The following is a 26,584-nucleotide window of genomic DNA, read 5'->3' on the forward strand; positions in this document are numbered from 1 at the left end:
AGGAAGAAAAATGGCACGAACACAGAAACAAAAAGCAGCACAAACTCATGCAGTCAGTTTGATCACATTAACAAACCCATCTTCACCAATCGCCGAACAATATCGTACGATCCGGACGAATATCCAGTTTGCCTCCGCAGCTGGTCAGCAAATCAAAACGATTGTCGTGACTTCATCAGGTCCTGGAGAAGGGAAATCCACCACTGCAGCAAACATTGCAGTCGTTTTTGCTAAATCAGGTCAACGAGTTCTACTAGTCGATGCAGATTTACGTAAACCCGTCGTCTATAAGACATTCCAGCTGAACAATGCCAGTGGATTAAGTACAGCACTTAGTTCATCAGGAAGTGTAGCAGATGTGATCCAACGAACGCCAGTCGAGAACTTGTCGATTTTGCCTAGTGGACCTAAGCCACCCAACCCATCAGAATTGTTAAGCTCGCCAAGAATGGATCAGATCCTATCCGAAGCAAGACAGTTATTTGACGTGGTGATATTCGATATGCCACCAGTAGTAGCCGTAACAGATGCACAGATCATGTCTTCAAAAACGGATGGCACTTTATTGGTCGTACGTGAAAATATGTCACGTAAAGAATCCTTGACTAAAGCAAAAGAACTGCTGGAGATGGTACAAGCACGAGTTTTAGGTGTTGTATACAACGGAGCAGAACATAGCAAAGATGCTGGTTATTACTACGGAAATTAAGGACTAAGAAGAGAGGAGACAAGAGAAATGATCGATCTACATTGCCATATCCTACCAGGAATCGATGACGGGGCAGAAAACTTAGAAGCAAGTATTGCAATGGCTGAAAAAGCGATTCAGCAAGGCATTACGCATATTTTATGCACACCACACCACAATAATGGAAAATACAGCAATGAAAAATCACAAGTCATTTCTCTAGTCGCTTCGTTACAAGCCGAATTAGAGAAAAGACAGTTGCCTTTGACGTTATTGGAAGGACAAGAAGTACGTATTACCGGAACGCTCATCGAAGACATCCACCGAGATGAAATTTTATTTACAGATTTAGATGATACATATCTTCTGATCGAATTTCCGACACTGGAAGTGCCGTTATATGCAGAACGGCTTTTTTTCGAGTTGTTAGAACTAGGAAAGACACCAGTGATCGTCCATCCAGAACGTAACGCGCATTTTCGTAAAGACCCGAATCATTTGCTTCCATTCCTAGATATGGGATGTTTGGCCCAACTTACTGCGCCAAGTTATGTTGGTGTATTTGGCAAAGATATCCAGAAAACAGCCAAAACGATGGTCAAACATAATCTTGTGCAGATGGCTGCTTCTGATGCCCATGGGGTCTCTAAGCGCACCTTTTACTTAAAAGAGTGCTATGAGCAGATTGCCAAGGACTTTAGTAAGGAAAAAGTAGTACATATGAAACAAGTCGCAAAGGATCTGATCAACGGGGATGAAATCAGTTATCCAATCTATGAAGAGGTAAAAAAGAAGAAGTTTGGTTTATTTTAGGGGGAGTGTAAGGTGTTTGTATTAACAAGAAGAAGAAAAATTGCCACATTGGTTTTTGTGGACAGTTTGTTATTGATCGCTGCAAATATTGCAGCAGCTAAATTCATGAAGCCGTTTGTAGCTATACCAATGGACCTTATTTTAATCTCTATCGGTTTGTCGATTGGTTTTTATTTATTTTATGGTAGTTTATTCAAAGTTTTCATTCGGATCAATCGCTATACAAATTTAAGAGAGATCATTGCAATTTTTAGTTCACTATCTGCAAGTGCTGCCTCAAGTATCCTCATACTGCTGTTCATTAATCGGCGATACAGTTTACGGTTAGTTATCTTTGCTTATCTGCTTTCGCTCTTATTGATCATCGGTAGCCGATTGATCTGGCGTATCTACATCGAAACAAAAAATATGAGATACGTATCAGCAGATTCTGCTAAAAATACATTGATTGTTGGTGCTGGCGAAGGCGGGCGTATTTTATACAACAGCTTTCTTGGATCCAAAACGGCTCAAGATATCCACGTTGTCGGGTTCGTAGATGATGATCCAAATAAAAGAAATACGTATCTTTCAGGAAAAAAAGTATTAGGTGCATTAAAAGATATTCCGGAATTGATTGAAAAATATGACATTCAAATGGTAACGATCGCTATCCCTTCCTTATCAAGAAAAAAATTACGAAGAATCTTCGAGTTAGTCGAATCCGCTTGTGTGAAAGTCAACACGATGCCTTCTATAGAAGAACTTGCTTCAGGAAAAATTAGCGTATCAAAATTAAAAACAATTGACGTAGTGGATTTACTGGGAAGAGATGAGGTAAAGCTGGATATTGAATCCATCAAAGATCAGATCACAGACAAAGTCATTCTTGTAACCGGCGCAGGAGGATCGATCGGTTCAGAAATCTGTCGGCAAATCATTCAATTCAATCCTGCAAAGCTATTGCTTTTAGGACATGGGGAGAACTCGATCTACTTGATTGACCGTGAGTTACGCACGCATCATCAAAATTGTCCTACAGAAATCGTACCGATCATCGCAGATATCCAAGATCGCGAGAAAATCAATGAAATCATGGAACAATATCATCCAGATATCGTCTACCATGCAGCTGCTCATAAACATGTACCACTGATGGAATATAATCCAAAAGAAGCAGTCAAAAACAATATTTTCGGTACAAAAAATGTAGCAGAAGCAGCTAAAGCAGCAAAAGTGAAAAACTTCGTCATGGTATCGACAGATAAAGCTAACAATCCTCCAAATGTCATGGGTTCAACAAAACGAATCGCTGAAATGATCGTGACTGGATTGAATGAAGAAGGCTGTACGAAATTCTCAGCTGTCAGATTTGGGAATGTCCTTGGTTCTCGCGGTAGTGTGATTCCAGTATTCAGAGAACAAATTGCTCAAGGTGGTCCAATCACTGTAACAGACTTTCGTATGACCCGATACTTCATGACGATTCCTGAAGCGAGTCGTTTAGTTATTCAATCTGGCGCATTAGCAAAAGGTGGCGAAATTTTTATTCTAGATATGAGTGAACCAGTGAAGATTGTAGACCTAGCGAAAAACATGATCCGATTGATCGGGTATAGCGAAGACGAAATCGAAATCATTGAAACAGGTATCCGTCCAGGGGAAAAACTATATGAAGAACTATTGTTGGATAAGGAAAGAAATGATGAAGCAGTTTATGAGAAAATCTTTGTAGGAAACATCAAAGGCTACTCAATACAAAAAGTGATGGATTTTGTTAAGAGCCTGCCGCAAGACGATGAACAATTGGCTAAAGACATTGTCACTTTTGCAAATGCTTCAAATAAGTAGGGGGAGTAAAGTGAAAGCAATTATTGTAGGAGCAGGTGGATTTGGCAAAGAGATTGCTTTTCTATTACAAAGTATCTCTAGATATGAATTGATTGGTTTTGTCGATGATTCGTTAAAAATGCAAAATCAAGAATTATTGGGAAAACCTGTATTAGGAACAATAGACTCATTAATAGAATTAGAAGAAGAGACTGTTATTTTTATGGGAATTGCTTCGCCAGATATCAAGGAGAAAATATATCAAAAGATAAATAAAAATAATAAACTGATTTTCCCTAATTTAGTTGCACCAAGTGCACTAGTGGGCATAAATGTTCAGTTAGGGATTGGCAATATTTTGATGCCCTATACGACTTACACTGCTGACGTAGTTTTAGGAAATTTCAATATGATCAATATCGGCTCTACTATCGGACATGATGCTCAAATCGGTAATTATAATTCAATTTTTCCAAGTGTAAATATTTCAGGACATGTTATATTAGGAGATAAAAATGAAATTGGAGTAGGTACTAAAATAATACAAAATCTAAGAATTGGAAATATGAATATTATAGGTGCAGGAAGTGTAGTAATAAAAAATATTAATAATAATACTAAAAATGTTGGTGTGCCTACCAAAGTAATAGAAAGATGGGATTAAGTTGGAAAATAAACGAATATTATTAGCATCTCCTCATATGAGTGAGGAAGGATATGAACAAGAGTATGTAAAAGAAGCATTTGATACAAATTGGGTTGCTCCTTTAGGTGCGAACGTGAATGGTTTTGAGAAAGAATTAGCAAAATACGTGGGAGCTAGTCATGCTGCCGCATTGTCTTCTGGAACATCAGCTATACATTTAGCTTTGAAAGCGGCTGGGGTCGGTAAAGATGACATAGTGATTTGTCAGTCCTTGACGTTCTCAGCTACTGCTAATCCAATTCTCTATCAAGGAGCTATACCTGTATTTGTTGATAGTGATTACGAAACTTGGAATATGAAACCTGAACATTTGCGAACAGCACTAGAAAAATATCCCAACACAAAGGCTGTATTAGTAGTACATTTGTACGGTTTATCAGCTAATTTAGACGAAATTACTAAAATATGCAAAGAATATGATGTTACTCTAATTGAAGATGCTGCAGAATCATTAGGAACAACATATAAAGGAAAATATACTGGTACATTTGGCGACTATGGAATTTATTCTTTTAATGGAAATAAAATAATCACAACTTCAGGTGGCGGAATGCTTGTATCCAATGACAAAGAAAAGGTGGAAAAAGTGAGATTTTGGGCTACGCAATCTCGTGAGAAGGCACGCCATTATCAACACAATGAAATTGGCTATAATTATCGAATGAGCAATATCGTTGCAGGTATCGGTCGAGGACAATTGAAAGTTTTAAATGAAAGAATTGAGAAAAAACGATATATTCATAGTTTTTATAAAGAAGAATTGTCTAAATTGTCAAATATACAATTCATGCCAGAAAATAATTGGAATGAACCGAACTATTGGTTAAGCGTCATAACAATAAAGGGGATAAATACGAATCATCTTATTGATGAGTTAGATAAAAATAACATAGAAGCCCGCCCAGTATGGAAACCTATGCATTTACAACCTGTTTTCAAAAATTATGATTATATTGGCGATGATGTAGCAGAAACTTTATTTGACTTAGGAGTATGTTTACCATCAAATACAAAGATGACAGATGAAGATTTAAAATATGTAGTATCTACGATTAAAAGAGTGATCAATGATGCGTAAAAAAACTTTCTATCAGCTTTTTGGGAAAAGAATTTTAGATATCCTATTGTCAGGCATTGCTCTCATCGTTTTATCGCCGATAATCTTAATTGTAGGTTTTTTAGTAAGAATTAAACTTGGTTCTCCAATTATCTTCAAACAAGAACGACCAGGAAAAAGTGAAAAAATTTTTTCCATGTATAAATTTCGTACAATGACTGACGAAAGAGACCACAATGGAGAATATTTACCTGATGAAATTCGACTAACTAAATTTGGGAAAATACTTAGAGCAACAAGTCTAGATGAGCTACCAGAACTTTGGAATATTTTGAAGGGTGATATGTCGATCGTAGGACCTCGTCCATTATTAGTGGAATATTTGCCACTATATAGTGAGAAGCAACGGAAAAGACACAACGTAAGACCAGGATTAACTGGACTAGCTCAGGTCAATGGAAGAAATGCGATTAGTTGGGAAGAAAAGTTTGATTTAGATGTTTATTATGTTGATAAAATTAGTTTCTTTAATGATCTTATTATTATAATTCAGACATGTAAAAAAGTAATTAAGAAAGAGAATATTAATACAATTAATAACAATATACCAGAAAAATTTAAAGGGAGTTAAATATAGTATGCCATTAAATATTTTATTTCTTACGCTTTTAGATTTTCAAAGTTTAGAAGAAAGCAATATCTATACTGATTTGATGTCTGAATTTGTAAAAAATAATCACAATGTGTCCATTGTGTCTCCAACAGAAAGAAAAAAAAGAATAAAAACTCATTTGATCGAGATAAATGATAAATGTGAAATCTTAAAATTAAGAATAGGAAATATTCAAAAGACTAATTTAATTGAAAAAGGTTTTTCTACTATACAAATAGAGAGAAAATTTATATCAGGCATTAATCAATATTTTTCAAACAAAAAATTTGATCTGGTTATTTATTCTACTCCGCCAGTAACTTTTGCTAAAGTGGTGAAGTTTATAAAAAAAAGGGATAATTGTAAAAGTTATCTTTTACTAAAAGACATATTTCCACAAAATGCAGTTGATTTAAATCAACTCTCTAAAAATACTTATATATATAAGTATTTTAGAAAAAAAGAAGTTTCTCTATATGAAGTATCTGATTATATAGGAACAATGTCAGAACAAAATTCTCAATATATAAGAAAACATAATAAAATTGATGAGCAAATTTTAGAAGTCAATCCTAATTCAATTAGAATAAACGAAAATAAAATTGGATCCCCTCTAGACAAAGAGGAAATAAGAAATTTATATAAAATTCCTAAAGAAAAAACTATAATGTTATATGGAGGAAACCTAGGGAAACCTCAAGGTATCGACTTTCTTTTAAATATTATAAGTAGCCTAGAAAAAGATAACAAAATTTTTTTGTTGATTATTGGGTCAGGAACAGAATATGGGCGTATAAGAAAACATATAAATACTAATAATATAAAAAATACAATTCTAATTGATAGTTTATCTAAAAACGAATATAAAAAAGTTGAATCCATTGCGGACATAGGATTGGTATTTCTAGATAAAAAATTTACTATCCCCAATATACCTTCTAGAATATTAGGATATATGGAGTCAAAAAAACCTATTTTAGCTGCTGTAGACAAGCATACTGATTTAAATGAAATGATAAAGACTGGAAAATTTGGATATTGTTCTGAACATGGAGATTTAAACGCATTTCTAAATAATATGGAGCGATTAAAGGATGAAAAAATAAGAAACGAATTAGGTAAAAATGCTTTTATTTATTTGAAAAATAATTTTGATGTAAAAAGAAGTTATTCTATAATTATGAATCATTTTGAATTATAAAAAGGAGAAATTTAAATGTTCAAAGATAAAATTTTATTAATCACAGGTGGCACTGGTTCTTTTGGGAACGCAGTGATGAAACGTTTTTTAGATTCAGATATCAAAGAAATACGTATTTTTTCTCGTGACGAGAAAAAACAAGACGATATGCGGAAAAAATACAATAATGACAAATTGAAGTTTTACATTGGAGATGTTCGGGACATCAACAGTGTCAAAAATGCGATGTATGGCGTTGATTATGTTTTCCATGCAGCAGCGCTTAAACAAGTACCTTCTTGCGAATTTTTCCCAATGGAAGCTGTAAAAACAAATATCATGGGAACGGATAATGTCGTAACTGCAGCAATCGAAATGGGGATTCAAAAAGTTATTTGCTTGTCTACTGATAAAGCTGCGTATCCAATCAATGCTATGGGGATTTCCAAGGCTATGATGGAAAAAGTGTTTGTTGCTAAAGCAAGAACCGTTACTGACGAACGCACGATGATTTGTGGCACACGCTATGGAAATGTAATGGCTTCTAGAGGATCAGTTATTCCATTATTCATTGACCAAATAAAAAGTGGTAAACCATTAACAGTGACAGATCCTGGCATGACAAGATTTTTGATGAGTTTGGAAGAAGCTGTAGAATTGGTTGTTTTTGCTTTCCAAAACGCAAAAGCAGGGGATATCATGGTTCAAAAATCACCAGCTTCTACTGTTGGCGACCTAGCACAAGCAGTCAAAGAATTATTCCATGTAGACAATGAGATTCATATTATCGGAACACGACATGGCGAAAAGCGTTATGAAACACTACTGACAAAAGAAGAATACTTAGTTGCTCAAGATATGGGTGATTTCTACCGTGTCCCTGCAGACACACGTGATTTGAATTATGACAAGTATTTCGTTGAAGGAAGCAAAGAGCTGACACAAGAAGGAGAATACAATTCAGATAATACACAACGTTTATCTGTAGAACAAATCAAAGAAAGACTTCTTGAACTGGACTATGTAAGAAAAGAATTGAAAGAGTGGCAAAATCAATGAATATTTTAGTAACTGGGTCAAATGGTTTTATTGGAAAAAATTTAGTTGCTGAATTAAAAAATGAAAGATTCACAGATATTCTTAGTTTTGATAGAGATACGCCTGTACATTTATTGGATGAATATTGTGAAAAAGCAGACTTTGTTTTTCATTTAGCTGGAGTGAACAGACCAAAAGACGATGCTGAATTCATGACAGGAAATTTTGGTTTTACTTCAGAATTGCTAGAAAAACTAAAAGAACATGGCAATACATGTCCTGTTATGATTTCCTCTTCTATCCAAGCAGAACTTAATAATTCTTATGGAAAGAGCAAAAAAGCCGGAGAAGATCTATTAAAGAAATACCAAAAAGAAACAGGAGCACCTGTATATATTTATCGTTTCTCAAACTTATACGGTAAGTGGTCGCAACCAAATTATAATACAGTTGTAGCCACATTTTGTTACAAAATCGCAAGGGACGAAGAAGTTACGGTAAATGATCCGTCTGCTGTCATAGAGCTTTGTTATATCGATGATGTCGTGAAGGAACTACTCCATTGTCTGAACGGACAACCTTATACAGAAAATGGGTATTGTGCTGTTCGTGAAACGGATGAAGTAACGGTCGGCGAATTAAAAGAACTAATTACATCTTTCAAAAATAGTCGAACGAATTTGAGTGTTCCAAATCTTGCGAGAAGAGTAGAAAAAAATCTGTACAGTACGTACTTAAGTTTCTTACCAGAAGACGAATTTTCTTATTTTCTAAAAATGAACGTAGACAATCGAGGATCGTTTACTGAATTTTTAAGAACAAAAGACCGCGGTCAAGTATCTGTCAATATTTCCAAACCGGGAATCACTAAAGGAAACCATTGGCATCATACAAAAAATGAAAAATTCTTAGTAGTAAGCGGAGAAGGTGTAATCCGTTTTAGAAAAGTAGACTCAAATGAAATAATCGAGTATTTTGTTTCAGGAGAAAAATTGGAAGTAGTTGATATTCCAGTAGGTTATACGCACAATATCGAGAATCTGGGATCAACGGATATGGTGACAGTGATGTGGGTAAATGAGCCATTTGATCCAGAACATCCTGATACTTATTATGTGGAGGTTTAAACAATGAAAAAATTAAAAATGATGACAGTAATAGGAACGCGGCCAGAAATCATTCGTTTGTCTGCTGTTATCAATCGTTTGGATCAATCAGAAGCAATCGAACATATTTTAGTACACACTGGACAAAACTATGACTATGAATTAAATGAAGTATTCTTCGAAGACTTCAAGCTAAAGAAACCCGATTATTTTCTAAATGCAGCAACTGGAACAGCAATTGAAACAGTTGGAAATATTTTGATCAAGATCGATCCAATTTTGGAAGAAGTAAAACCAGATGCATTCTTAGTATTAGGAGATACAAATAGCTGTTTATGTGCAATTGCAGCCAAACGTCGCCATATTCCCATTTTCCATATGGAGGCAGGAAATCGCTGTTTCGATCAACGAGTACCGGAAGAAACAAATCGTAAGATCGTTGATCATACAGCAGATATTAATCTAACCTATAGCGATATCGCGAGAGAATATCTCTTACGTGAAGGATTACCAGCTGATCGTGTAATCAAAACAGGAAGTCCGATGTTTGAAGTTCTCAATTCAAGAAAAGAGGACATCCAACATTCCGATGTCCTTAATCGCTTAGGGTTGAAAGAAGGACAATATTTTGTCGTTTCTGCTCACCGCGAAGAAAATATCAGCTCAGAAACAAATTTCTTGAACCTGATAGATAGCTTGAATACGATTGCTGAAACTTACCAATTGCCAGTCATTATCAGTACACATCCGCGGACAATGAAGATGATCGAAGCAAAGGGGATCAAATTCCACGAGCTGATCCAAACAATGAAACCGATGGGATTCAATGATTACAATAAATTACAAATCAATGCAAAAGCTGTACTAAGCGACAGCGGAACGATCAGCGAAGAATCTTCCATTTTGAACTTCAAAGCATTGAACATCCGTCAAGCACATGAACGACCAGAAGCAATGGAAGAAGCAAGTGTCATGATGGTAGGATTAGAAAAAGAAAGAATTATGCAAGGGCTGGAAGTATTGGAAACACAGCAAAAAGATACTTTGCGACACGTCGCAGATTATTCAATGCCAAATGTTTCGGAAAAAGTATTGCGGATCATCCTTTCATATACAGACTATGTGAATAGAGTGGTGTGGGGAAGATGAAGAAAAAAATATTGATATTAGCCGAGGGATACTTTCCAGCACAAAAATACGGTGGACCACCAGTTAGTATATTAAACTTTTGTCATTTATTAAAAGATAAGTATAACTTTTATATCGTCACGCGTGACAATGATATTAATGAAAATGAAAGGTTGGAAGGTATTACAGAAGGCTGGAATAATAGAGAAGAAGCACAAGTTATGTATTTAAATAGAAAAAAGAAATTTAAAAAAAATATAGAAGATATAATTAAAGAAATAAATCCTGATTTAATATATATAAATAGTTTTTTCGATTATAACTTAATGAGTGCAGTTTTTTCAAAAAAAAATAATATACCTTTGCTAATTGCCCCTAGAGGACAGTTATTAGAGGGTGCTAGGAGTAATAAACCAATTAGAAAAAAAGTTTATATAGAACTTTTTAAATTAAAAAGTATATTCCATAAACATATATATTTTCAATCAACAAGTGACGAAGAAGAGTCAATTCTAAAAAAAATATTTGCGTCAAAAAATATAATATCATTTACGAATATTCCAAGTATAAGTAAGATGGGTAGCAAGAAAAACAAACAAGAAGAAAGTTTGAATTTAGTTTTTTTATCTAGAATTGTTCCGAAAAAAAACTTAGACTATGCAATTGAAATTTTAAAAACACTTGATGAAGAAGTATCTTTAGATATTTTTGGACCGATAGAAGATAAGAATTATTGGGAGTTTTGTCAAAAAAAGATAGCAAATCTACCAGCTAATGTTACAGTTAGTTATAAAGGAAGTCTAAAGCATGAAGATATTGATAAGGTATTTAGGAATTACGATGCCTTTTTATTCCCAACTAAAAGTGAAAATTATGGACATGTTATTTCAGAATCGTTAACAAATGGATGCCCCGTCATAATTAGTGATCGAACTCCTTGGAACGACATAGAAAACGGTAAAGAAGGTTATGTCTGTTCTTTAGAGAATATTGAAGAATTTAGAAAAGCGATAAAATTATTATATAAATTATCTAGTAAAGAATATCAAGAAATGCAAAAAAATATAAAAAAATTTATAGATTCTAGGGTTGATTTTTCAATATTAAAAGAAGATATTTCTTCTAAACTAGAAAAAACTATGAGTAATAATTAGAAGTTACTTTATATGTCGATAAATGCAATAAAAAAGATAATATTTTAACTATTTAACTATTTTTTATATTGAGAAAAAACAATATATTTTTATATTTACATTTTTAATAATCCTACTGGTTTTATTTTCGAATTATTTATTAGCAAGAAATACTGGTATAATTTCTTATATTGATCAATTATCTAGTTATCTTTTAAGTATCTGGCGGGAAATATTAAAATATAAAGATCCTTTGTATTTTCTCATTGGTGGTTATTTACAATCACACAAACAATATCAAGTTATAACTAACGCTTACGTGAAAGTGTTCGGAAATTATGGTCTAATTGGTTTAATTTGTTGGTGTCTAACTCTTTTAAATTTTTCTGTTAACAAAAGAGTATCTACAAAATTTGATAAATACAAAACAGCTGCAATATGTGCTTACTTAGTCTACTATTTATTTGAAAGCGGAATGCAAAATATTGTTAATATTTCAAGTTTCTTTTTCTGGTTTACATTATGTGTAGGTAAGATGAGTTCTAAAGGCAATTAGGGGAGTGTGCACTTAATTATGAATATCTCAGTTTTTGGTCTCGGTTATGTTGGCTTAGCCAACGCTTTATTACTTAGCCAGCACGAAAATGTTAAAGCATATGATATCGTTGAGGAAAAGATCGATATGCTAAGAAACAGACAATCACCTTTAGAGGATAAAGAAGTTTATGAATTTCTCGAACGGGATGATTTAAATGTGGAATTTACTAAAGATTTCGAGGATGCTGTACTTTTTGGTGATTATTTGATCATTGCTACACCGACAGATTACGACGAAAAGAAAAATTACTTTAATACTTCAACCGTTGAAGATGTTATTGAAAAAGCCCTAATCATTCGACCAGATGCAACTTTTATTATCAAGTCAACTGTTCCTGTGGGATATACATTAGAATTAAAAGCAAAATTTAAAACAGAAAATATTATTTTCTCTCCAGAGTTCTTAAGAGAAGGAAAGGCATTGTATGATAACTTACATCCTTCTCGAATAGTTGTAGGAGAGTGTTCTGATAGAGGGCAAGAAATAGCAGATATGTTTGAACGGAATGCTTTAGATAATGATGTGTCAGTTCTGTTGACACATCCTACTGAAGCGGAAGCAATCAAGTTGTTTTCAAATACTTATCTTGCTTTACGCGTTGCATACTTTAATGAGTTAGATACTTATGCTGAATCTCGAGGATTGAACACAAAACAAATCATTGAGGGTGTAGGGTTAGATCCTCGAATTGGCTCTCACTATAATAATCCCTCATTTGGTTACGGAGGATATTGTTTGCCTAAAGATACAAAGCAGCTAAGAGCAAACTATGAAAATGTTCCAAGCAATATCATCAATGCAATTGTAGATGCAAATACGACAAGAAAAGATTTTATTGCAGAACAAATTTTAGCGAAAAAACCTAAAACTGTAGGAATCTATCGTTTAACGATGAAAGCTAATTCAGATAATTTCCGTTATTCATCAATTCAAGGTGTTATGAAACGGATCAAAGCAAAAGGAATCGAAGTAGTTGTTTATGAACCAACATTAGATGCGGAAGATTTCTTTAATTCTAAAGTGGTTAAAAACTTTGAAGAATTCAAGAATATATCAGATGTGATTGTGTCAAATCGTATGGAGCCAGCTTTAGCTGAAGTGAAAGAAAAGGTTTATACGAGAGATATTTTTAGACGGGATTAAACCATGAAAAATATAGCTAGAAATTTTTTTTATCAGAGTTTGTTTCAAATTACTAAAATCATTATCCCTATAATTACTATTCCAATAGTATCGAATGCGTTAGGTCCAAGTGGAATTGGTATTTATAATTATACTTTTTCAATTGCTCAATATTTTGTTTTAGTTGCAGGATTAGGGGTTGCTATTTATGGGAATAGAGAAATTACTTTAACACTTAATAGAAATAAAGAAGAATTATCAAAAGTCTTTTGGGAAATACTGATGTTTAAAGCAATGACAACTATTTCTGTTCTTATGCTTTATTTTGCTTTAACTTTCTTCTTAGAAAATAAACTTTATTTATTGATACAATCCTTGACGATTATAGCCGTATTTTTTGATGTTTCGTGGTTTTTTATGGGGATTGAAGATTTTAAAAAAACTAGTATTTCTAATTTATTAGTACAAATTGTTACGTTTGTTTTAATTGTTTTCTTTATAAAAAATGAAAAAGATGCATTAAAATATACACTTATTCAAGCGTTAGGTTTAGTATGTTCGCAAATAAGTGTTTGGTTGTTTATTCCTAAATATATTCATTTTGTAAAAGTAAGTATAAGAAATAGTTTTAATCACCTAAAGGGATCATTCGAATATTTTATACCGCAAATAGCTATTATGTTGTATACAAATTTGAATAAAACGCTTTTAGGATTTACGATGGGTAGCCTGGCGGTTGGCTATTTCACTAACTCATTGCAATTGAATACCGTTTTTATAACCATTATAACTACGTTAGACTTAGTGTTATTACCTCATATGACTAGCTTTTTCGCAAAAGAGAATGTGACTAGAATCGTTCGAATGATGGAGAAAACCATACACTTACAATTATATTTTTCAATACCCATTATGTTTGGTATGCTAACTGTTTATGACAAATTAGTGCCGTGGTTTTTTGGAGAAAAATTTATATACATCAATAATGTTATTCCTTATTTTTCAGCTCTAATAGTAATTATTCCGTTAGGTATGTCAATTTCCAGACAATATTTAATGCCGATAGGGCACGTCAAGGAATATAACAAATCAGTAATTGTTGGTGCCATCATCAATATCATAGCCAATTTAATATTGTTACCAACTATTGGTTTTTTTGGTGTAGTTTTTTCGAATATTTTAGCAGAATGCTTTGTAACTTTTGTAAGAACCAAATCTTTTCTAAAAAGTACAGATTTTAAATTCGAATATCGTAAAATTGGAATCTTTTTGCTAGGCGGAATGCTTATGTGTATAGTAACACGTTATTTAACAAGCAATTTATCAAGTAGTATTTTGACTAATGTTATACAGTTTGTTATTGCTTTGCCTATCTATTTAATGATTACTACTCTATTTAAGGCAAATCCATTTCTTGATTTATTAAGGAAAAAATAGTTTTTATAAGTAAATTGATAAATTAGATTTTTATTAAGGAGGTTATTATACTTTATGCTTTTTTTTATAACATTTTTACTATTGTTAATATTAATAATTCCGTTAGTAAAGTTCAGAAAAACAGGAAAAGACTTGTTTAGTCCAATAACGATTGCATTTTTTTTTCTAATTATCACGACTGTGCCTTATCTATTTTCTATTGCAAACGATGTCTATATCATTCATCCACAAGTATTGCGAGAAATTGGCATACAAAATATTCCTAAAGCAATAATGTATTTTGTTATAATTTTGTTGATTGGCGCATTTTCTTTATATTTTGGTATGAAAGTGCCTATGATAAAAAAATTATCAAACTTACCCAGACTTCCTAAATCAGAAAACAAAAAAAGATATACTGTAGGTACTTTGTTATCTTTTTTTGTTGGTATGTTAGGATATTTAACTTTTTTGAGAGGTGTGGGTGGATTTAGTGTTTTAACATCAAATCTTAGTATTAGAACTCAAATGACGGCTGGAAATGGATATCTTTTGTCATTAACAACAACTTCATTAACTCTTTCTGTTGTTTGCTATATATATACTTTCAAATATAAGAGATCATTTATTAAATATTTATTTTTATTGTTATTAATTTTATTTGTAGGTTTCCTCTTAACATCTTTGGGAGGAAGAAAACAAACACTTCAGTTAATTACGTTTAGTTTGATTTCTTGGCATTATGGAGTAAAAAGGTTTAAAAAAATACCTAAAAAGATATGGTTATTAATTCCTATCCTAGTGATTTATATTGTTGGGATTCCTATTTTAAGAAGTCCTGACGGAATAGAAACACTTCTAAATAATCCTAAATATTTAGCGGCCGAAGTGAAGGATAACATTGGAAAATCTACAAAAGAGATAAGTTATATTGATACCTACTTATTTATAACTAATCATTTTGACGTTAATAACATATGGCTAGGAAGCAGTTTTAAAGATTTACTATCTGCTCCAATACCTAGTTCTATTATGCCTAATAAGCCGCCTATTGATGAAGGGGTCTATATAAGGACAATTGCAGAAGGATCTAGTAATATCAAACCATCAATGCCATTTAAAGAATTGTTCCCATCATCGTGGCCTCCAGAAACAATTGGTACTATGTACATGAACTTTTGGATTCCAGGTGTAATAATAGGAATGTTTCTTCTAGGAGCAATATACAAAGTCGCTTATCTCTATATGAAAAAATGTGGCTTTAACGCACATTCGGTAATGGTTTATTGTTATATTTTATTAAATTTTCATTTAAGTAATTTAAGGATAATTCAAACTATTACGAGTATCTTTGTTATCTCTGCTTTCTTTTTTGTAATTTTAGGTTTCAGCATAAAAGAGCGAAAAAGAAAAGTGGTGTCTAGTCAATATATAGAGTAAACCCGAATTGCTAGTTAATTTTTTATGTGAAACACCCACAATTTTACAGGGACGACGTAGCAGTCTTGTTTTAGTTTTTCACTAATTTGGTAAAAACTATGTTTAAAGTTTTGACGTAATTTAGGCAGATGTTGCTAATCTTCTGATGTGATTCCAAAAGTTATATTAGAAATCTAATTAAAAGGAATACTTTTTTAAGGGAAAATACATTTATTTTAAGAAAAAAGTAGTTTCAGATTATTTAAATAACGAATGCGGCTACAAATATATTGCACGTAAATGTCAAATAAATCGTACACTAGTTAGACATTGGGCAAGTATTTATAATTATCATGGTTAAAGATGGCGATAGTTATACTACAAAATTTAAACTCGATGTTATAGAGTATATGGAAACAAATGGTTTTTCTATCCAAGAAACTGCCAAAAAATTTAATATCGGTTCGAATGGAACTGTAATAAATGGATAGAGAAATATGAAGAAGGCGTTTTTCTTCACTTGAGAGTCAAAAAAGAGGCAAAAAACTAGTATAAATTCTAAACCAAACACGCCTAAAAGACTTAAGAATGAGACTTTTGAAGAAGAAGTTATTTGTTTAAGGTCAGAGAACACATATTTAAAAAAGTTATCAAACTTGATTCGAGTACCATATTTGAGCAAGAAGAAATCAAGATCAAAGCAATCATTCAGTTCAAAAAAAGAATTCAAATTGAATTTATTACTGTCAATTTTACAATTAGCAAAGTCAACTTATTATTAATGGGTAAAAAAATAAAGAAAACAGATAAATATAGCAAAATTAAGCAAGAAATTACAGCGATGGTAAAAGAGTCCAGAGGCTATTACGGTTAACATAGAGTCCTGTAATGCTAAAAATGAAATGATATACAGTTAATCATAAAACTGTGAGAAAATTAGGCTTTTTGTCAATAAGGACTGATGAGTTGTGCAAAATCAATCTGGATCAGAATGAATCTCATTCTGTCTCAGATTTTTTGTTATTTTACTTGAATTAATTGTTTGAATAAAAAGATTCTAATTCTCATGTTCTCAAATGATCTAAATCCGTAGGATACGCATTTTTTGTCTTTATATGGGTATTCTTCGCTTCTATTTTCTCATTGGAGTAAGGGTAGATCATCGCATTAGTAATGCCTTTTTTATATTTGTTTAATGAAAGAATCACTTTTTTAAAGAGTTTATCCAATGATGCTAGTAATGTGTCAATTAACTCGAAAAAGGCAGTAAAATCTTTTGTTTCAAAGGCAGCCAACAATTCCTGATTGATAGACTTCATAACTTTCACGCAAGTGTTTATCAATTGAGAGCAGATAGTCTAGACGTCTGATTCGGTCACATATTTCCATTGGAAGAGCGAAAATTGTCTAAGAGAAGTATAGTTGCTTTTTGTTTCTTTCTTCAAAATAATACGCCAGTATTTTTTTAATTCATGATAATCTTTCATTGCTTTAGAATCGTTTTTCTTTAACCGGTTCATTGTTTGGATTTGTTTTGAGTAGCAATACCAAATATCATATAACCATTTTTTATTATCCCATTTGTTTATTTATTTTGTAGTATTTTTAGCCATACTAAAGTACACGATAGATTTTATCTAAAATGGAAAATGAGACTAATAAATTATAGCAGCGAGATACGTAAAGCATTTTTTAACAGTTTTTCTAGCAATTGTTATCAATTGTAAATCAAATACCCTCAATTCTCCCCCATACCCAATACATAGGCGTCAAGCAAGATTCTCGCGATGATCTGGAGAGGCAAACGCGACCGTACTTCATAATCAGGGAAATAAGAACCTTCTGATTTGAAACCTACGAGATTGATCTCGCAATAGTCTTTCAGTGTAGAGGAATAATTGGCTGTAACTAGAATCGAACCAATCCCTGCATCATAGCAATTCTTTGCGGCGGTGACGAGTTCTTTTGTCTCGCCGTTCAAAGAAACAAAAATAACGCTGTCTTTCTTAGTCAGTTTCTGACTGATGCTTTTGATAATTTCTGGATCAGTATGCATTTGACAATTTTTTCCTGTTAATTGAAGTTTTACCAGCATTTCTTGGTCAATCATTTCTGAAAATCCTCGGGTAAAGACAAAAACCCGGTCAGCAAATTTGATTCTTTGTATCGCATCCTCAATATTTCCGATTTCCAACATATTGATCGTACGTACCACTTCTTGTTCATTTTTTAGAATGGCTCGGCGGATACCTTTGTCTACTTTATCTAAGAAAGAAAAATTGATGTTCTTGTTTTCTCCTTCTTTTAGATGATGCTTAAACGAAGTAAACCCTTCATAGCCTTTCTTTTTCATTGTCCGCACAATGGTGGCTGTTGAGACATTTGCTTGTTCACTTAGTTTCACGATGGAGTAGTTAGGGATCTCTAGGATGTGGTGTTCGATAAAGTTCCAGAGGTACTGTTCTGTTTCACTTAATTTGTGATCCATATTCTTTCCTTCTTTCACCAAAAGTTAGTTAAAAAATAGGCTCTTTGTCAAATGATGTTGGTAAAGAGAAATCTTAGAATAGTTTGGGGCAGAAATAAGAAAAACTTCTTTCTGTTCTTTTTATTTGGTTAAAATAGTTTTACCGTGTCGAATCATGATCCGTCGTTTGAAATGATAAAAATTTCGAAACCCATAAGCATTGCGTTTTAATATTTTAATATGGTTGTTTAAACATTCTAGTGGTCCGTTTGAATAACTGTAGCGGAGGGCATTTGGGATCTGTGGCAGAAACTTTTTAAATGTTCGCAAAGTTGTTGCATAAGTTTCAGGTAACTGGCTGACTTCTCTGGATAAACAGTCCTCAAATAGAGAATGATCTCTTTTCTTTACTGCATAAAGAACATCTTGGTATAACTGATAGCCTTGTCGTAGATTGGGACAAGTAGCTAACAATCGGTCGAGAATCTCACTTTCAGTTAAGTAATCTCTGAAACTGGCACGCCAAACCCGTTTTTCATCGTTCAACTTTGCTTCTTCTTTTTGTAGGAGTTTCCAATAACGTTTCATTTTTTACCAAGCTGTCACTTTTCTATTTAAATGGCAAAAATTTTTAGTAATAAATGACAAAAGCTACCAATTTTTTGGTAGCTTTTTATATACCTACCACTAAACTATCTCTTGCTGCTTCGACAACTTCTACAGTAATCTTATCCATTTGATTGATTCTTAAAATACGATCAATCTGTGCAAATAAACGATGAATAAGCCTAAAATTTCATTTTGTAATTTTAATGATAGTTGTGATAGCCTCATAATCAGAAAAATCTTCTAACTTAATATCAATTCCTAAGTCTGACCATTTGTATTCCAAAATATGATGTGTTTCATCCTTACTAAGGTTATCAAATTCATGCGCAAATCCTATGCGAGAGTAAAGTTGCGGATAACGAGACAACCTTTTTTCAATACCAGGCATACCGATAAGAACCATTGCCAGATCATTTCTATCATAAATATCTCTTAGCTGTTCTAAATGCTGAAGCTTTAAACGATCAATTTCATCGACAATAATTAAATCAATTGCTTCATAGGTTTTAGGCACAGAAGGATATTCTTGATTGTATTTTAATACCATATGCATTGCTTTAGTCAGACCTATTCTACTAGTTATTGTGTTAATATCAGAACTGACACGAGACATCTTTTCAGCTGGTGCAGTATAAAAAACTTTATTTACACTTAATATTTCATCTGTTGCATTTTTTCCAATATCATCAGCACGATGATAGGCAATTTGCTTTTCTATATTATCCCAGTTACAGTAATACCTTGAAGATAATGTTTTACCTACGCCAGGAGCACCATAGCAAATTCCAATATACTTATATTTAATACATGCGTCACAAAATTCAGCAAATCGTTTATATTCTTTTGTTTCAATAAAGGTTTTATTCATTATAGTACCTCTTTAAAGCTGATTTCTTAGGTGGGTTAGTTATTTCTTCATACTTTTTCTCTTCAATTAATAATTCTACAGAACTTGGTACTTGTATCTTTTGTTTTAATAATTTTTTTCGTTTATTTCTAGCAAAAATTAAATCATCCATATTGATTTCATAATTTGAAATATCTGGAGAAATGGCATTACAAAGAAACCGATTCTTATAAAATACTCTAATTTCTGCCAAATCATTTGGCGTATAACGGATTAAAACAGGTTCTCCAACAAACGCAGATAAATTAGGATTAGTATATCGTAATCCTTGGAAATGAATTCCATCAGAGTGGACTTTTCGAGTTTTGGGAATTTCTAATAACAATAAATATATAAACTTAGCTGTGACAAACTCGATTGACATTGCCGATCAATTCTTAAAGACCACTTCAATACCTACTACGATTCTTGGAGGAACTTTAAATAGAGAAAGCCGTTCAGTTACTGGTGGATACCCAATCTGGGAATTAACTAAGTATCGGTTTGATAGTTCTTTCTTAAGTTGTGCGGGTATAAATAATCAGGGAATCTATTATGCCCATGAAGAAGATATCGCAATGAAACAGGCAGTTAGAGAGAAAAGTAATAAAGTCGTATTACTATGTGATCATACAAAAATTAATTTATCACACAATTACCTTGTCTACTCGTTTGAAGAAATTGATTATTTGATAACTGATAAAAAAATTCCTGAAGAATTAGTCGTTAGAATAGGAAAGAGCAAAATCATCTACACAAAGGAGAATAGCTATGATTAAAACGATATTATTTGATGTTGATGGAACGATTATTGATACAGAATATGTTATGACATATTCTCTGCAAAAAACATTGCGTGAAGAATTAGAGAAGGAAATCCCGATTAAAGAATTACATTATATTTTAGGTATTCCTGGAAGAGAAGCTATTAAAAAGTTTGTAAATACTGAAGAAGAAGAGGAAACTCTCTTATCAAAATGGGGTGAAAACGTACTTTTATTAGCAGACAATGCCCAAGTTTTTCCGCATATAGAAGAAACATTACAGACATTGCATGTAAAAGGAATTCAATTAGGACTTGTCACATCTAAAACAAAAGAAGAAATGAAAAATGAGTTTGATCGATTTAATTTAAATCTATATTTTGATATACAAATTACAGCTTCAGATACTAAGTTGCATAAACCTTTTCCGGATCCCATACAAAAGGCAATTGATGAATTGGGCATAAAAAAAGCAGAAACGATTTATATTGGTGATTCATTATATGACATGCAAAGTGCGAAAGCTTGTGGGATAGCATTTGGTTTAGCTAAATGGGGAGCCAAAAATATAGAAAAATTTCAAAGTATAGATATAATTATTGATTCTCCTCAAGAAATACTTGATTTGTTAGAAAAATAGACAAAGAGCGTGAGATAAGGATAGGGTCTCACGCTCTTTGTTTTTCGCCATTTAAAGATTGAAATTTTTGCCATTTAAAAAGAAAAGTGACATCAATTTTTCACTTCAAAGGAGTTTTTTAAATAAAATTGGTTAAAACTTGGAGCTGCGTTTTTTTATATGAGGAAAATTTCAAGCGCTAGCAGAGTATAATTTTACTATTCAAACGCAAGTGTATAGAAAATTATAGTTTTCTATATAGTTAGATTTTTATAAGTTATATCTGGATCAATAAGAACTATGGAGTATTTAATTGTAATGGTCCACCAATATGTGGAGAAATATACTAAATTGAAATTTTCAGTTATGGTATAATGTTTATGCTGTCTGCTACCCCGGCCTATTCTGGCAAGGGGAGGAGGTTGTATAATGAATTACCTTTTCGATATGTTTTTTGCAATTGTAGCAAAAGTAATCGCGCATTACATCTGTAAATGGCTTGATTGCAAAATTATTGCCAAAAAAGACAGTAAGCCTACCGGTTAATCTGAAAAGAACGTAAAAGAAAACCACTAGCCTGCCAGCTAGTGGTTTTTGGTGTATAATGAATTATCTTTTCGTTAAAACAATTATACCATATCTATTAATAATTACAATCAACTAAATACAATAGATAAAGTTTGTTTTTTGCAATTGCGACAGAAGTAGCAGCCCCTACATCTGTAAATAGCTTGATTGCAGAATTGTCAAAAAAGACAGTAAGCCTATCCGTTGATCTGAAAAGAACGTAAAAGAAAGCCACTGGCTCGACCGCTAGTGACCTTCGGTCGTAATATGAACCTGTTTTTAATAATTTTATCATAGCATATATTCTGTTAATTGTAATCAGGCAAATACTTATTTGTAAACTTACAAACAAGTGCAATTTTCAAGTCTACTCTTTTAAATAGCTATAGCAAAACAAGTTAATAAATTACCCCTCAACATCTGCTTAGATTTTTAGGCTAAATTATGTGTTCTTTGGTTATTGCTCTCCCCTTCTTACTCTCTTAAACACTTAACTAGTTACATTCACTTATTTTCAATTATTTAATTATATAGAAAGAACAATCTTTCTATATAATTAAATAAAAAAACTCTAAAAGATTTTTTTGGAGGATCAATCTTATTTAGATAAATTCAACTTTTAATTCTTTCCCCATAGCATGAGCAATTGCTGATAGCTTCTCAAAAGATACGTTATCCCCACGTTCAATTCGAGCGATAGTTGCTTGAGTGGTCTCTGCACGTTCAGCTAGTTCAACTTGTGTTAGTCCCGCCTCTTCTCTTGCTTTATATAGTGCTATAGCAGTTTGCAGTTTCTCCCCTTCACTCTGATAAGCTTCTGCAAAGGCGGTATCTTTTTTCATATCTTTAATTAAATCATCTATCTTCATTTTCAAACCATTCCTTTCTTAATTCCTTTGCATGATCTATTTCTTTTTTGGGCGTTTTTTCTGACTTTTTTGTAAAACCATGTGTGATTACATATCGCCCATTTTCAACATGAAAATATAACCCTCTTTGAATATTTGAACCAACTTTACTTCTCAATTCATATAAATTGGTATCTATTTTTTTAACCCATTTTAAACGTTGTGCGACTAACAGGCCATTTACTTCTGTTTCTTTGATAGTTCTTAATAATTTTGCACGATCTTTAATAGGCAAAGCGGTAACCCACTCTAAAAATTCATCATGTCCATTTGGTCGTTTATAAGTTTCGAATTCTATCTTCTCCATGCACTTATTATATCATATATTTTATTTATTTCGATTTTTGTGTATAAATTAATTGACAAGCAGCTTTCTAATTGGTATAGTCCGATTATAGAGTTACTTCTCTCCCCTACTCTTTGAAAGGATGAATATAATGAAAAATACGGAAATATATATAAAAATAGATGAAATATTGCTTCATATGCCAGCTTATATAAAAGATTTTGTTCAGGAACGTGAGGATAAAGATCAATCTCCTCGTACAACGCTAGAATACTTGAAAAATTATAAACTCTTTTATAATTGGTTATTGGGCGAAGCTATTGTTGCTGATACTTCTATCGCATCAATAAAGCAATTAACAGCCTATGATTTAAATCTATATAAGTCCCACTTGAAGCGTCGCGCAAAAGAAAATGTCAAAAAAGAATCCACTAAATCTCAACTTGAAGACAATAATAACTTGGGCTTATCGATCCCTACTATTAACCGAAACATCACGGCACTAAAAGTTTTGTTTAAGTACCTTTCTACGAGCTCGAATAATCCTTTAGGAAAGCCATATTTAGAAAAAAATCCTATGGACCAAGTATCTACTATTGCAGATAAAACAACTTTAGCTGCACGTGCAAATGCTATAGAGAAAAAATTATTTTTAGAAGATGATACGCAAAACTATTTGGATTATATCGCAGTGGATTATAAGAACACTTTGAGTAAAAGAGCGTTAGTTTATTATCAAAGAGATATTGAAAGAGATCTTGCCATAAATGCTCTTATTTTAGGGTCTGGATTGAGATTATCAGAAGTTGTAAATATTAATTTGGAAGATCTATCTTTAGAGAAGAACAATGTCGTAGTGACTAGAAAAGGAAATAAAAGAGATGCTGTGAATATAGCAGCTTTTGCTATGGAATACATAGCAAATTATTTAGCCATTCGAAAAGAACGGTATAAAGCTTCAGACGATGAAAAAGCCTTTTTCCTAACAATCTATCAAGGAGAAGCAAAACGAATCTCAGGGATTGCTATAGAAAGAATGGTAGCAAAATATTCGAAAGGCTTCAGGGTCCAAGTCAGTCCCCACAAACTACGTCATACGTTGGCCACTAGACTCTATCAACAAACCAATTCTTTAGTACTTACGGCACAACAATTAGGACACTCTAGTACTAATACAACAACTTTGTATACCCATATAGACAACGCAGCTACGATTGATGCTTTGAACGCTTTATAGATGTAGTAAACAAGTATAATAATGAAGCTTGCCTCTAAAATTAGACAAAAACCTAACTTTAGAGACAAGCTTTACTACCGTTTTTATATTACTAAACTACCAGTTGCCAATCAGAATAACTGATATAAAATCTCTTAAATAAAGCTTGAAAAATCAAGAAAAAAATTGTGATTGTTAAAATACTATGCAATTAATAAACCAGTCCACAATACTAACATAATAAAAGGAGAAGTATTCTTATTTCCCTCAACAATAAATGAAGACTTTTTTATTGTTAATAGTTTATTTTTCGATTATTGGATATGAGACTCGCATTCAGAAACCATAGAAAAAAATGTATATGTTTTAAATATAAGATGAGCGTTATAACTTGTGACTGTAAGTTATTTGTTATTTAAAGTTAGGGACAGTGCCAATTGTTTTAATTTCAAAGGCTTTTTTTATATCTTCTAAATTAGAAGATATTTGTTTATCAATATGGACTATATTACCTTTTTTATATTTTCTTATATTGTCTTTAGCTAAAACATTAAATACATATCTTTGAAATTGTATCGAGTTAGCAGGATTTAATTTAAACTGAGGAACTTTCACCACAGCTGATTCAAAACATTTGTCACACTTTTTTATTTTTTTACCTTTGTAAAAATATTCGATTGAATAATCTATTTGACACGACTCATTTGGTAGGATATGTATGTCAATGTTTTTCATCTGTTTCATAGGTATTTCAAAATCCAAAGTATTAAAAACATATAATTCTCTGTAATTATTTACATCTAACTCTACTAAATTTGTCTTTGGAATAATAGAACCTCCGCCCATTCCTCCATAATAATCATTATCAACTACAATATTTTGTTCTATCTCTGGTATTCTATTATAAATGTTACTAAAAGTTTTAAATACTTCCAAAAATTCAGTTATCTTCATTCATCTTACCTTCTAAGTTTTCATTATAGTTATTTAATTATACACGAAAAAACTAATATCTAAATTATCCTCCCAATTTAAATCCACGCAACGAAGCACCTATCTCATCTTCGGTAATTCCGATATATCTTTTTGTAATTGCTTGAGAACTGTGATTGAAAATGAACATTAAGGTAGCAATGTCTTTCGTTCTCTTATAATAATGATACCCGAAAGTTTTTCGTAAAGTGTGTGTCCCTATATCTGTTCTTTCTAGCTTCTTGGCTACATCAGCATAGATTTGATACACGCGATCTCTAGTGATATGCCCTCCCTGCTGCCTGCTTGGAAACAACCATTCATGATTTTCTTTTCCTTCAGTGTAAATTGAAATTTCTTCTCTTAAATTATCTATAAAAATTGGCTTTCTCTTCCCTGTTTTTTGTTCGACAATTACAGGCTTATCTATTCCACAAATGTCCCCTACCCTAAGTTTTATAATATCAGACATTCGCAAACCATTATTTATCCCAAATAGAAACAAAAAGCTATCACGTTCAGCGTAAGTTGTTCTTCGTAGCCAGAATTGAAAATCTTGAATCTCTTCCATCGTTCGCAGCGGTTGAACATTATAGTTCAAATTGTTCACCTTCTTAAAAATATTCTGAGTTCTTTATTTTAGTTATATATTAGCATAATCATAAACTGATAGATACTAAGATTTAAAAGTCAATAAAATCAATGATATGAGTTTATGATTTTATATCATTTCAGTAACTCAGAATATTCTGGAAATAATAAGCAAAAAAAGTATTTTTTCTCAGGAGCATTCTGAGCGCGTTTCAGATTTTTTTTGAGGAATTACCCAAATAAGGCCTTAAAATGCACGTAGATAAATTGAGATTTTAGTCAGCATTCTAATGGTTAAATTTGCTACTTTTATTATAGAGTAAACATTTAAGTAGATTTGTCGTAATTGCAAAAAAGTTTTATAGTGATGCTTCCCTATTTATAAATCAGTTTCTATATTATCTATTAGGTCGTTCTAATAGTAATATATTATGTTACTGTTACTTAAATATTTTTATTGATCCAATACAAAAACAAATAACATACTACCTTAATGCGCAATTAAGGTAGTATGTTATTTTGGTTTGGAATACAATTCTAGATACTGTATGTGAAAAGATTGGGACGGCAAATAGCATAAAGCTCAGGAAGGTGGCGATGTTTTAAATATTATTGGTAAGAGATAATGTACTACTTTAATCAATAAGATACTACCATAATTACGAATTAAAGTAGTAGTTTATTAGTGTTCGTGGTATAATTTCAATTATTCTGATTGAAAATCAAATAGATATTTTAGCTATGTCTATAAATTTTACCATGTATATTAATAGCAATGTTGTTAGTTTTAAATATTTAAAGAGATAGAGAATATTAAATTATGTGGCATATAAA

General features: G+C 32.2%; 22 protein-coding genes and 5 pseudogenes. 18 read left to right on the forward strand and 9 right to left on the reverse strand.

Going from position 1 to position 26,584, the window contains the following annotated elements; genetic code table 11:
* Window positions 1-10: 10 nt before the first annotated feature.
* The 15 genes and pseudogenes from IGL28_RS13855 to IGL28_RS13925 form a co-directional block, all read left to right on the forward strand.
* Window positions 11-709, forward strand: a complete 699-nt coding sequence (locus IGL28_RS13855; protein ID WP_081125790.1) for a CpsD/CapB family tyrosine-protein kinase — start codon at window positions 11-13, stop codon at window positions 707-709.
* A gap of 27 nt (window positions 710-736) precedes the next feature.
* Window positions 737-1,501, forward strand: coding sequence for a tyrosine-protein phosphatase (locus IGL28_RS13860; RefSeq protein WP_128427674.1), 765 nt, complete (start codon window positions 737-739; stop codon window positions 1,499-1,501).
* A 12-nt stretch (window positions 1,502-1,513) separates the two neighbouring features.
* Window positions 1,514-3,331 (forward strand): polysaccharide biosynthesis protein, encoded by a 1,818-nt coding sequence (locus IGL28_RS13865; protein ID WP_438843980.1) that lies wholly within the window; start codon window positions 1,514-1,516, stop codon window positions 3,329-3,331.
* Between the two features lie 10 nt (window positions 3,332-3,341).
* On the forward strand, window positions 3,342-3,974 hold the full coding sequence (locus tag IGL28_RS13870) for an acetyltransferase (RefSeq protein WP_128427671.1): 633 nt from the start codon (window positions 3,342-3,344) through the stop codon (window positions 3,972-3,974).
* 1 nt (window position 3,975) lies between these two features.
* Entirely contained in the window at window positions 3,976-5,094 is a 1,119-nt protein-coding gene (locus tag IGL28_RS13875) for a DegT/DnrJ/EryC1/StrS family aminotransferase (protein WP_128427670.1), read from the forward strand.
* Window positions 5,084-5,704 (forward strand): sugar transferase, encoded by a 621-nt coding sequence (locus tag IGL28_RS13880; RefSeq protein WP_002334149.1) that lies wholly within the window; start codon window positions 5,084-5,086, stop codon window positions 5,702-5,704. Before IGL28_RS13875 ends, IGL28_RS13880 begins: the two co-directional genes overlap by 11 nt.
* 7 nt (window positions 5,705-5,711) lie before the next feature.
* Window positions 5,712-6,926, forward strand: a complete 1,215-nt coding sequence (locus tag IGL28_RS13885; RefSeq protein WP_104325265.1) for a glycosyltransferase family 4 protein — start codon at window positions 5,712-5,714, stop codon at window positions 6,924-6,926.
* Between the two features lie 15 nt (window positions 6,927-6,941).
* On the forward strand, window positions 6,942-7,964 hold the full coding sequence (locus IGL28_RS13890; protein ID WP_002340155.1) for a polysaccharide biosynthesis protein: 1,023 nt from the start codon (window positions 6,942-6,944) through the stop codon (window positions 7,962-7,964).
* Window positions 7,961-9,070, forward strand: a complete 1,110-nt coding sequence (locus IGL28_RS13895; RefSeq protein ID WP_094940484.1) for a capsular polysaccharide biosynthesis protein CapF — start codon at window positions 7,961-7,963, stop codon at window positions 9,068-9,070. The genes IGL28_RS13890 and IGL28_RS13895 overlap by 4 nt, the downstream gene beginning before the upstream one ends.
* Window positions 9,071-9,073: 3 nt before the next feature.
* The gene (wecB, locus tag IGL28_RS13900; protein ID WP_094940485.1) at window positions 9,074-10,198 is read left to right on the forward strand and encodes a non-hydrolyzing UDP-N-acetylglucosamine 2-epimerase; all 1,125 of its coding nucleotides are present in this window, start codon (window positions 9,074-9,076) and stop codon (window positions 10,196-10,198) included.
* Complete coding sequence (locus IGL28_RS13905) at window positions 10,195-11,331, forward strand: glycosyltransferase (protein ID WP_094940486.1); 1,137 nt, start codon at window positions 10,195-10,197, stop codon at window positions 11,329-11,331. Before wecB ends, IGL28_RS13905 begins: the two co-directional genes overlap by 4 nt.
* Window positions 11,332-11,884: 553 nt before the next feature.
* Window positions 11,885-13,051, forward strand: a complete 1,167-nt coding sequence (locus tag IGL28_RS13910) for a nucleotide sugar dehydrogenase (RefSeq protein ID WP_094940487.1) — start codon at window positions 11,885-11,887, stop codon at window positions 13,049-13,051.
* Window positions 13,052-13,054: 3 nt separating this feature from the next.
* Window positions 13,055-14,467 carry an oligosaccharide flippase family protein gene (locus tag IGL28_RS13915; protein ID WP_094940488.1) on the forward strand — a complete coding sequence of 471 codons (1,413 nt, stop codon included), beginning with the start codon at window positions 13,055-13,057 and terminating at the stop codon, window positions 14,465-14,467.
* 54 nt (window positions 14,468-14,521) lie between these two features.
* The gene (locus IGL28_RS13920; protein ID WP_094940489.1) at window positions 14,522-15,886 is read left to right on the forward strand and encodes an O-antigen polymerase; all 1,365 of its coding nucleotides are present in this window, start codon (window positions 14,522-14,524) and stop codon (window positions 15,884-15,886) included.
* Between the two features lie 208 nt (window positions 15,887-16,094).
* Window positions 16,095-16,768, forward strand: a pseudogene (locus tag IGL28_RS13925) (helix-turn-helix domain-containing protein); the annotation flags it as partial.
* Between the two features lie 117 nt (window positions 16,769-16,885).
* Here the strand turns inward: IGL28_RS13925 and IGL28_RS13930 are convergent.
* The 5 genes and pseudogenes from IGL28_RS13930 to IGL28_RS13950 form a co-directional block, all read right to left on the reverse strand.
* Window positions 16,886-17,142, reverse strand: a pseudogene (locus tag IGL28_RS13930) (transposase); the annotation flags it as partial.
* A gap of 461 nt (window positions 17,143-17,603) precedes the next feature.
* Window positions 17,604-18,353 carry a MurR/RpiR family transcriptional regulator gene (locus IGL28_RS13935; protein WP_128427703.1) on the reverse strand — a complete coding sequence of 250 codons (750 nt, stop codon included), beginning with the start codon at window positions 18,351-18,353 and terminating at the stop codon, window positions 17,604-17,606.
* A gap of 120 nt (window positions 18,354-18,473) precedes the next feature.
* Window positions 18,474-18,923, reverse strand: a pseudogene (locus IGL28_RS13940) (transposase); the annotation flags it as partial.
* A gap of 82 nt (window positions 18,924-19,005) precedes the next feature.
* Window positions 19,006-19,809: pseudogene (locus IGL28_RS13945) on the reverse strand (AAA family ATPase).
* Window positions 19,802-20,212 (reverse strand): Mu transposase C-terminal domain-containing protein, encoded by a 411-nt coding sequence (locus IGL28_RS13950; RefSeq protein WP_081129177.1) that lies wholly within the window; start codon window positions 20,210-20,212, stop codon window positions 19,802-19,804. Before IGL28_RS13950 ends, IGL28_RS13945 begins: the two are co-directional and overlap by 8 nt.
* Here IGL28_RS13950 and IGL28_RS13955 point away from each other — a divergent pair.
* Window positions 20,172-20,606: pseudogene (locus IGL28_RS13955) on the forward strand (DeoR/GlpR family DNA-binding transcription regulator); the annotation flags it as partial. The gene IGL28_RS13950 and the pseudogene IGL28_RS13955 sit on opposite strands and share 41 nt — an antisense overlap.
* Entirely contained in the window at window positions 20,599-21,231 is a 633-nt protein-coding gene (locus tag IGL28_RS13960) for an HAD family hydrolase (RefSeq protein ID WP_081129176.1), read from the forward strand. The pseudogene IGL28_RS13955 and the gene IGL28_RS13960, both read left to right, overlap by 8 nt.
* Window positions 21,232-22,379: 1,148 nt before the next feature.
* Here IGL28_RS13960 and IGL28_RS13965 read toward each other — a convergent pair.
* Entirely contained in the window at window positions 22,380-22,646 is a 267-nt protein-coding gene (locus IGL28_RS13965; RefSeq protein ID WP_010738094.1) for a helix-turn-helix domain-containing protein, read from the reverse strand.
* On the reverse strand, window positions 22,633-22,992 hold the full coding sequence (locus tag IGL28_RS13970) for a type II toxin-antitoxin system RelE/ParE family toxin (RefSeq protein WP_081129174.1): 360 nt from the start codon (window positions 22,990-22,992) through the stop codon (window positions 22,633-22,635). Before IGL28_RS13970 ends, IGL28_RS13965 begins: the two co-directional genes overlap by 14 nt.
* A 130-nt stretch (window positions 22,993-23,122) precedes the next feature.
* On the opposite strand from IGL28_RS13970, the gene xerS reads away from it, so the two are divergent.
* Window positions 23,123-24,208 (forward strand): tyrosine recombinase XerS, encoded by a 1,086-nt coding sequence (gene xerS / locus IGL28_RS13975; protein WP_081129172.1) that lies wholly within the window; start codon window positions 23,123-23,125, stop codon window positions 24,206-24,208.
* A 390-nt stretch (window positions 24,209-24,598) separates the two neighbouring features.
* Here xerS and IGL28_RS13980 read toward each other — a convergent pair whose 3' ends face one another.
* Both IGL28_RS13980 and IGL28_RS13985 read right to left on the reverse strand, forming a co-directional pair.
* A complete protein-coding gene (locus IGL28_RS13980) occupies window positions 24,599-25,141 on the reverse strand; it encodes a hypothetical protein (RefSeq protein ID WP_081129171.1) in 543 nt (180 codons plus the stop codon).
* Window positions 25,142-25,205: 64 nt separating this feature from the next.
* Window positions 25,206-25,760 carry a tyrosine-type recombinase/integrase gene (locus IGL28_RS13985; RefSeq protein WP_081129169.1) on the reverse strand — a complete coding sequence of 185 codons (555 nt, stop codon included), beginning with the start codon at window positions 25,758-25,760 and terminating at the stop codon, window positions 25,206-25,208.
* Window positions 25,761-26,584: the final 824 nt, after the last annotated feature.

It is taken from the genome of Enterococcus sp. AZ077 (genome assembly GCF_051714965.1).
Lineage (GTDB): Bacteria > Bacillota > Bacilli > Lactobacillales > Enterococcaceae > Enterococcus_B > Enterococcus_B hirae.

What these genes read in the sequence shown, in the direction of transcription:
- xerS (WP_081129172.1), top strand. Translation starts at nt 23,123, where the DNA reads ATGAAAAATACGGAAATATATATAAAAATAGATGAAATATTGCTTCAT.
- IGL28_RS13890 (WP_002340155.1), top strand. Translation starts at nt 6,942, where the DNA reads ATGTTCAAAGATAAAATTTTATTAATCACAGGTGGCACTGGTTCTTTT.
- IGL28_RS13885 (WP_104325265.1), top strand. Translation starts at nt 5,712, where the DNA reads ATGCCATTAAATATTTTATTTCTTACGCTTTTAGATTTTCAAAGTTTA.
- IGL28_RS13935 (WP_128427703.1), bottom strand. Translation starts at nt 18,353, where the DNA reads ATGGATCACAAATTAAGTGAAACAGAACAGTACCTCTGGAACTTTATC.
- IGL28_RS13895 (WP_094940484.1), top strand. Translation starts at nt 7,961, where the DNA reads ATGAATATTTTAGTAACTGGGTCAAATGGTTTTATTGGAAAAAATTTA.
- IGL28_RS13855 (WP_081125790.1), top strand. Translation starts at nt 11, where the DNA reads ATGGCACGAACACAGAAACAAAAAGCAGCACAAACTCATGCAGTCAGT.
- IGL28_RS13860 (WP_128427674.1), top strand. Translation starts at nt 737, where the DNA reads ATGATCGATCTACATTGCCATATCCTACCAGGAATCGATGACGGGGCA.
- IGL28_RS13965 (WP_010738094.1), bottom strand. Translation starts at nt 22,646, where the DNA reads ATGAAGATAGATGATTTAATTAAAGATATGAAAAAAGATACCGCCTTT.
- IGL28_RS13905 (WP_094940486.1), top strand. Translation starts at nt 10,195, where the DNA reads ATGAAGAAAAAAATATTGATATTAGCCGAGGGATACTTTCCAGCACAA.
- IGL28_RS13880 (WP_002334149.1), top strand. Translation starts at nt 5,084, where the DNA reads ATGATGCGTAAAAAAACTTTCTATCAGCTTTTTGGGAAAAGAATTTTA.
- IGL28_RS13970 (WP_081129174.1), bottom strand. Translation starts at nt 22,992, where the DNA reads ATGGAGAAGATAGAATTCGAAACTTATAAACGACCAAATGGACATGAT.
- IGL28_RS13950 (WP_081129177.1), bottom strand. Translation starts at nt 20,212, where the DNA reads ATGTCAATCGAGTTTGTCACAGCTAAGTTTATATATTTATTGTTATTA.
- wecB (WP_094940485.1), top strand. Translation starts at nt 9,074, where the DNA reads ATGAAAAAATTAAAAATGATGACAGTAATAGGAACGCGGCCAGAAATC.
- IGL28_RS13920 (WP_094940489.1), top strand. Translation starts at nt 14,522, where the DNA reads ATGCTTTTTTTTATAACATTTTTACTATTGTTAATATTAATAATTCCG.
- IGL28_RS13960 (WP_081129176.1), top strand. Translation starts at nt 20,599, where the DNA reads ATGATTAAAACGATATTATTTGATGTTGATGGAACGATTATTGATACA.
- IGL28_RS13915 (WP_094940488.1), top strand. Translation starts at nt 13,055, where the DNA reads ATGAAAAATATAGCTAGAAATTTTTTTTATCAGAGTTTGTTTCAAATT.
- IGL28_RS13910 (WP_094940487.1), top strand. Translation starts at nt 11,885, where the DNA reads ATGAATATCTCAGTTTTTGGTCTCGGTTATGTTGGCTTAGCCAACGCT.
- IGL28_RS13980 (WP_081129171.1), bottom strand. Translation starts at nt 25,141, where the DNA reads ATGAAGATAACTGAATTTTTGGAAGTATTTAAAACTTTTAGTAACATT.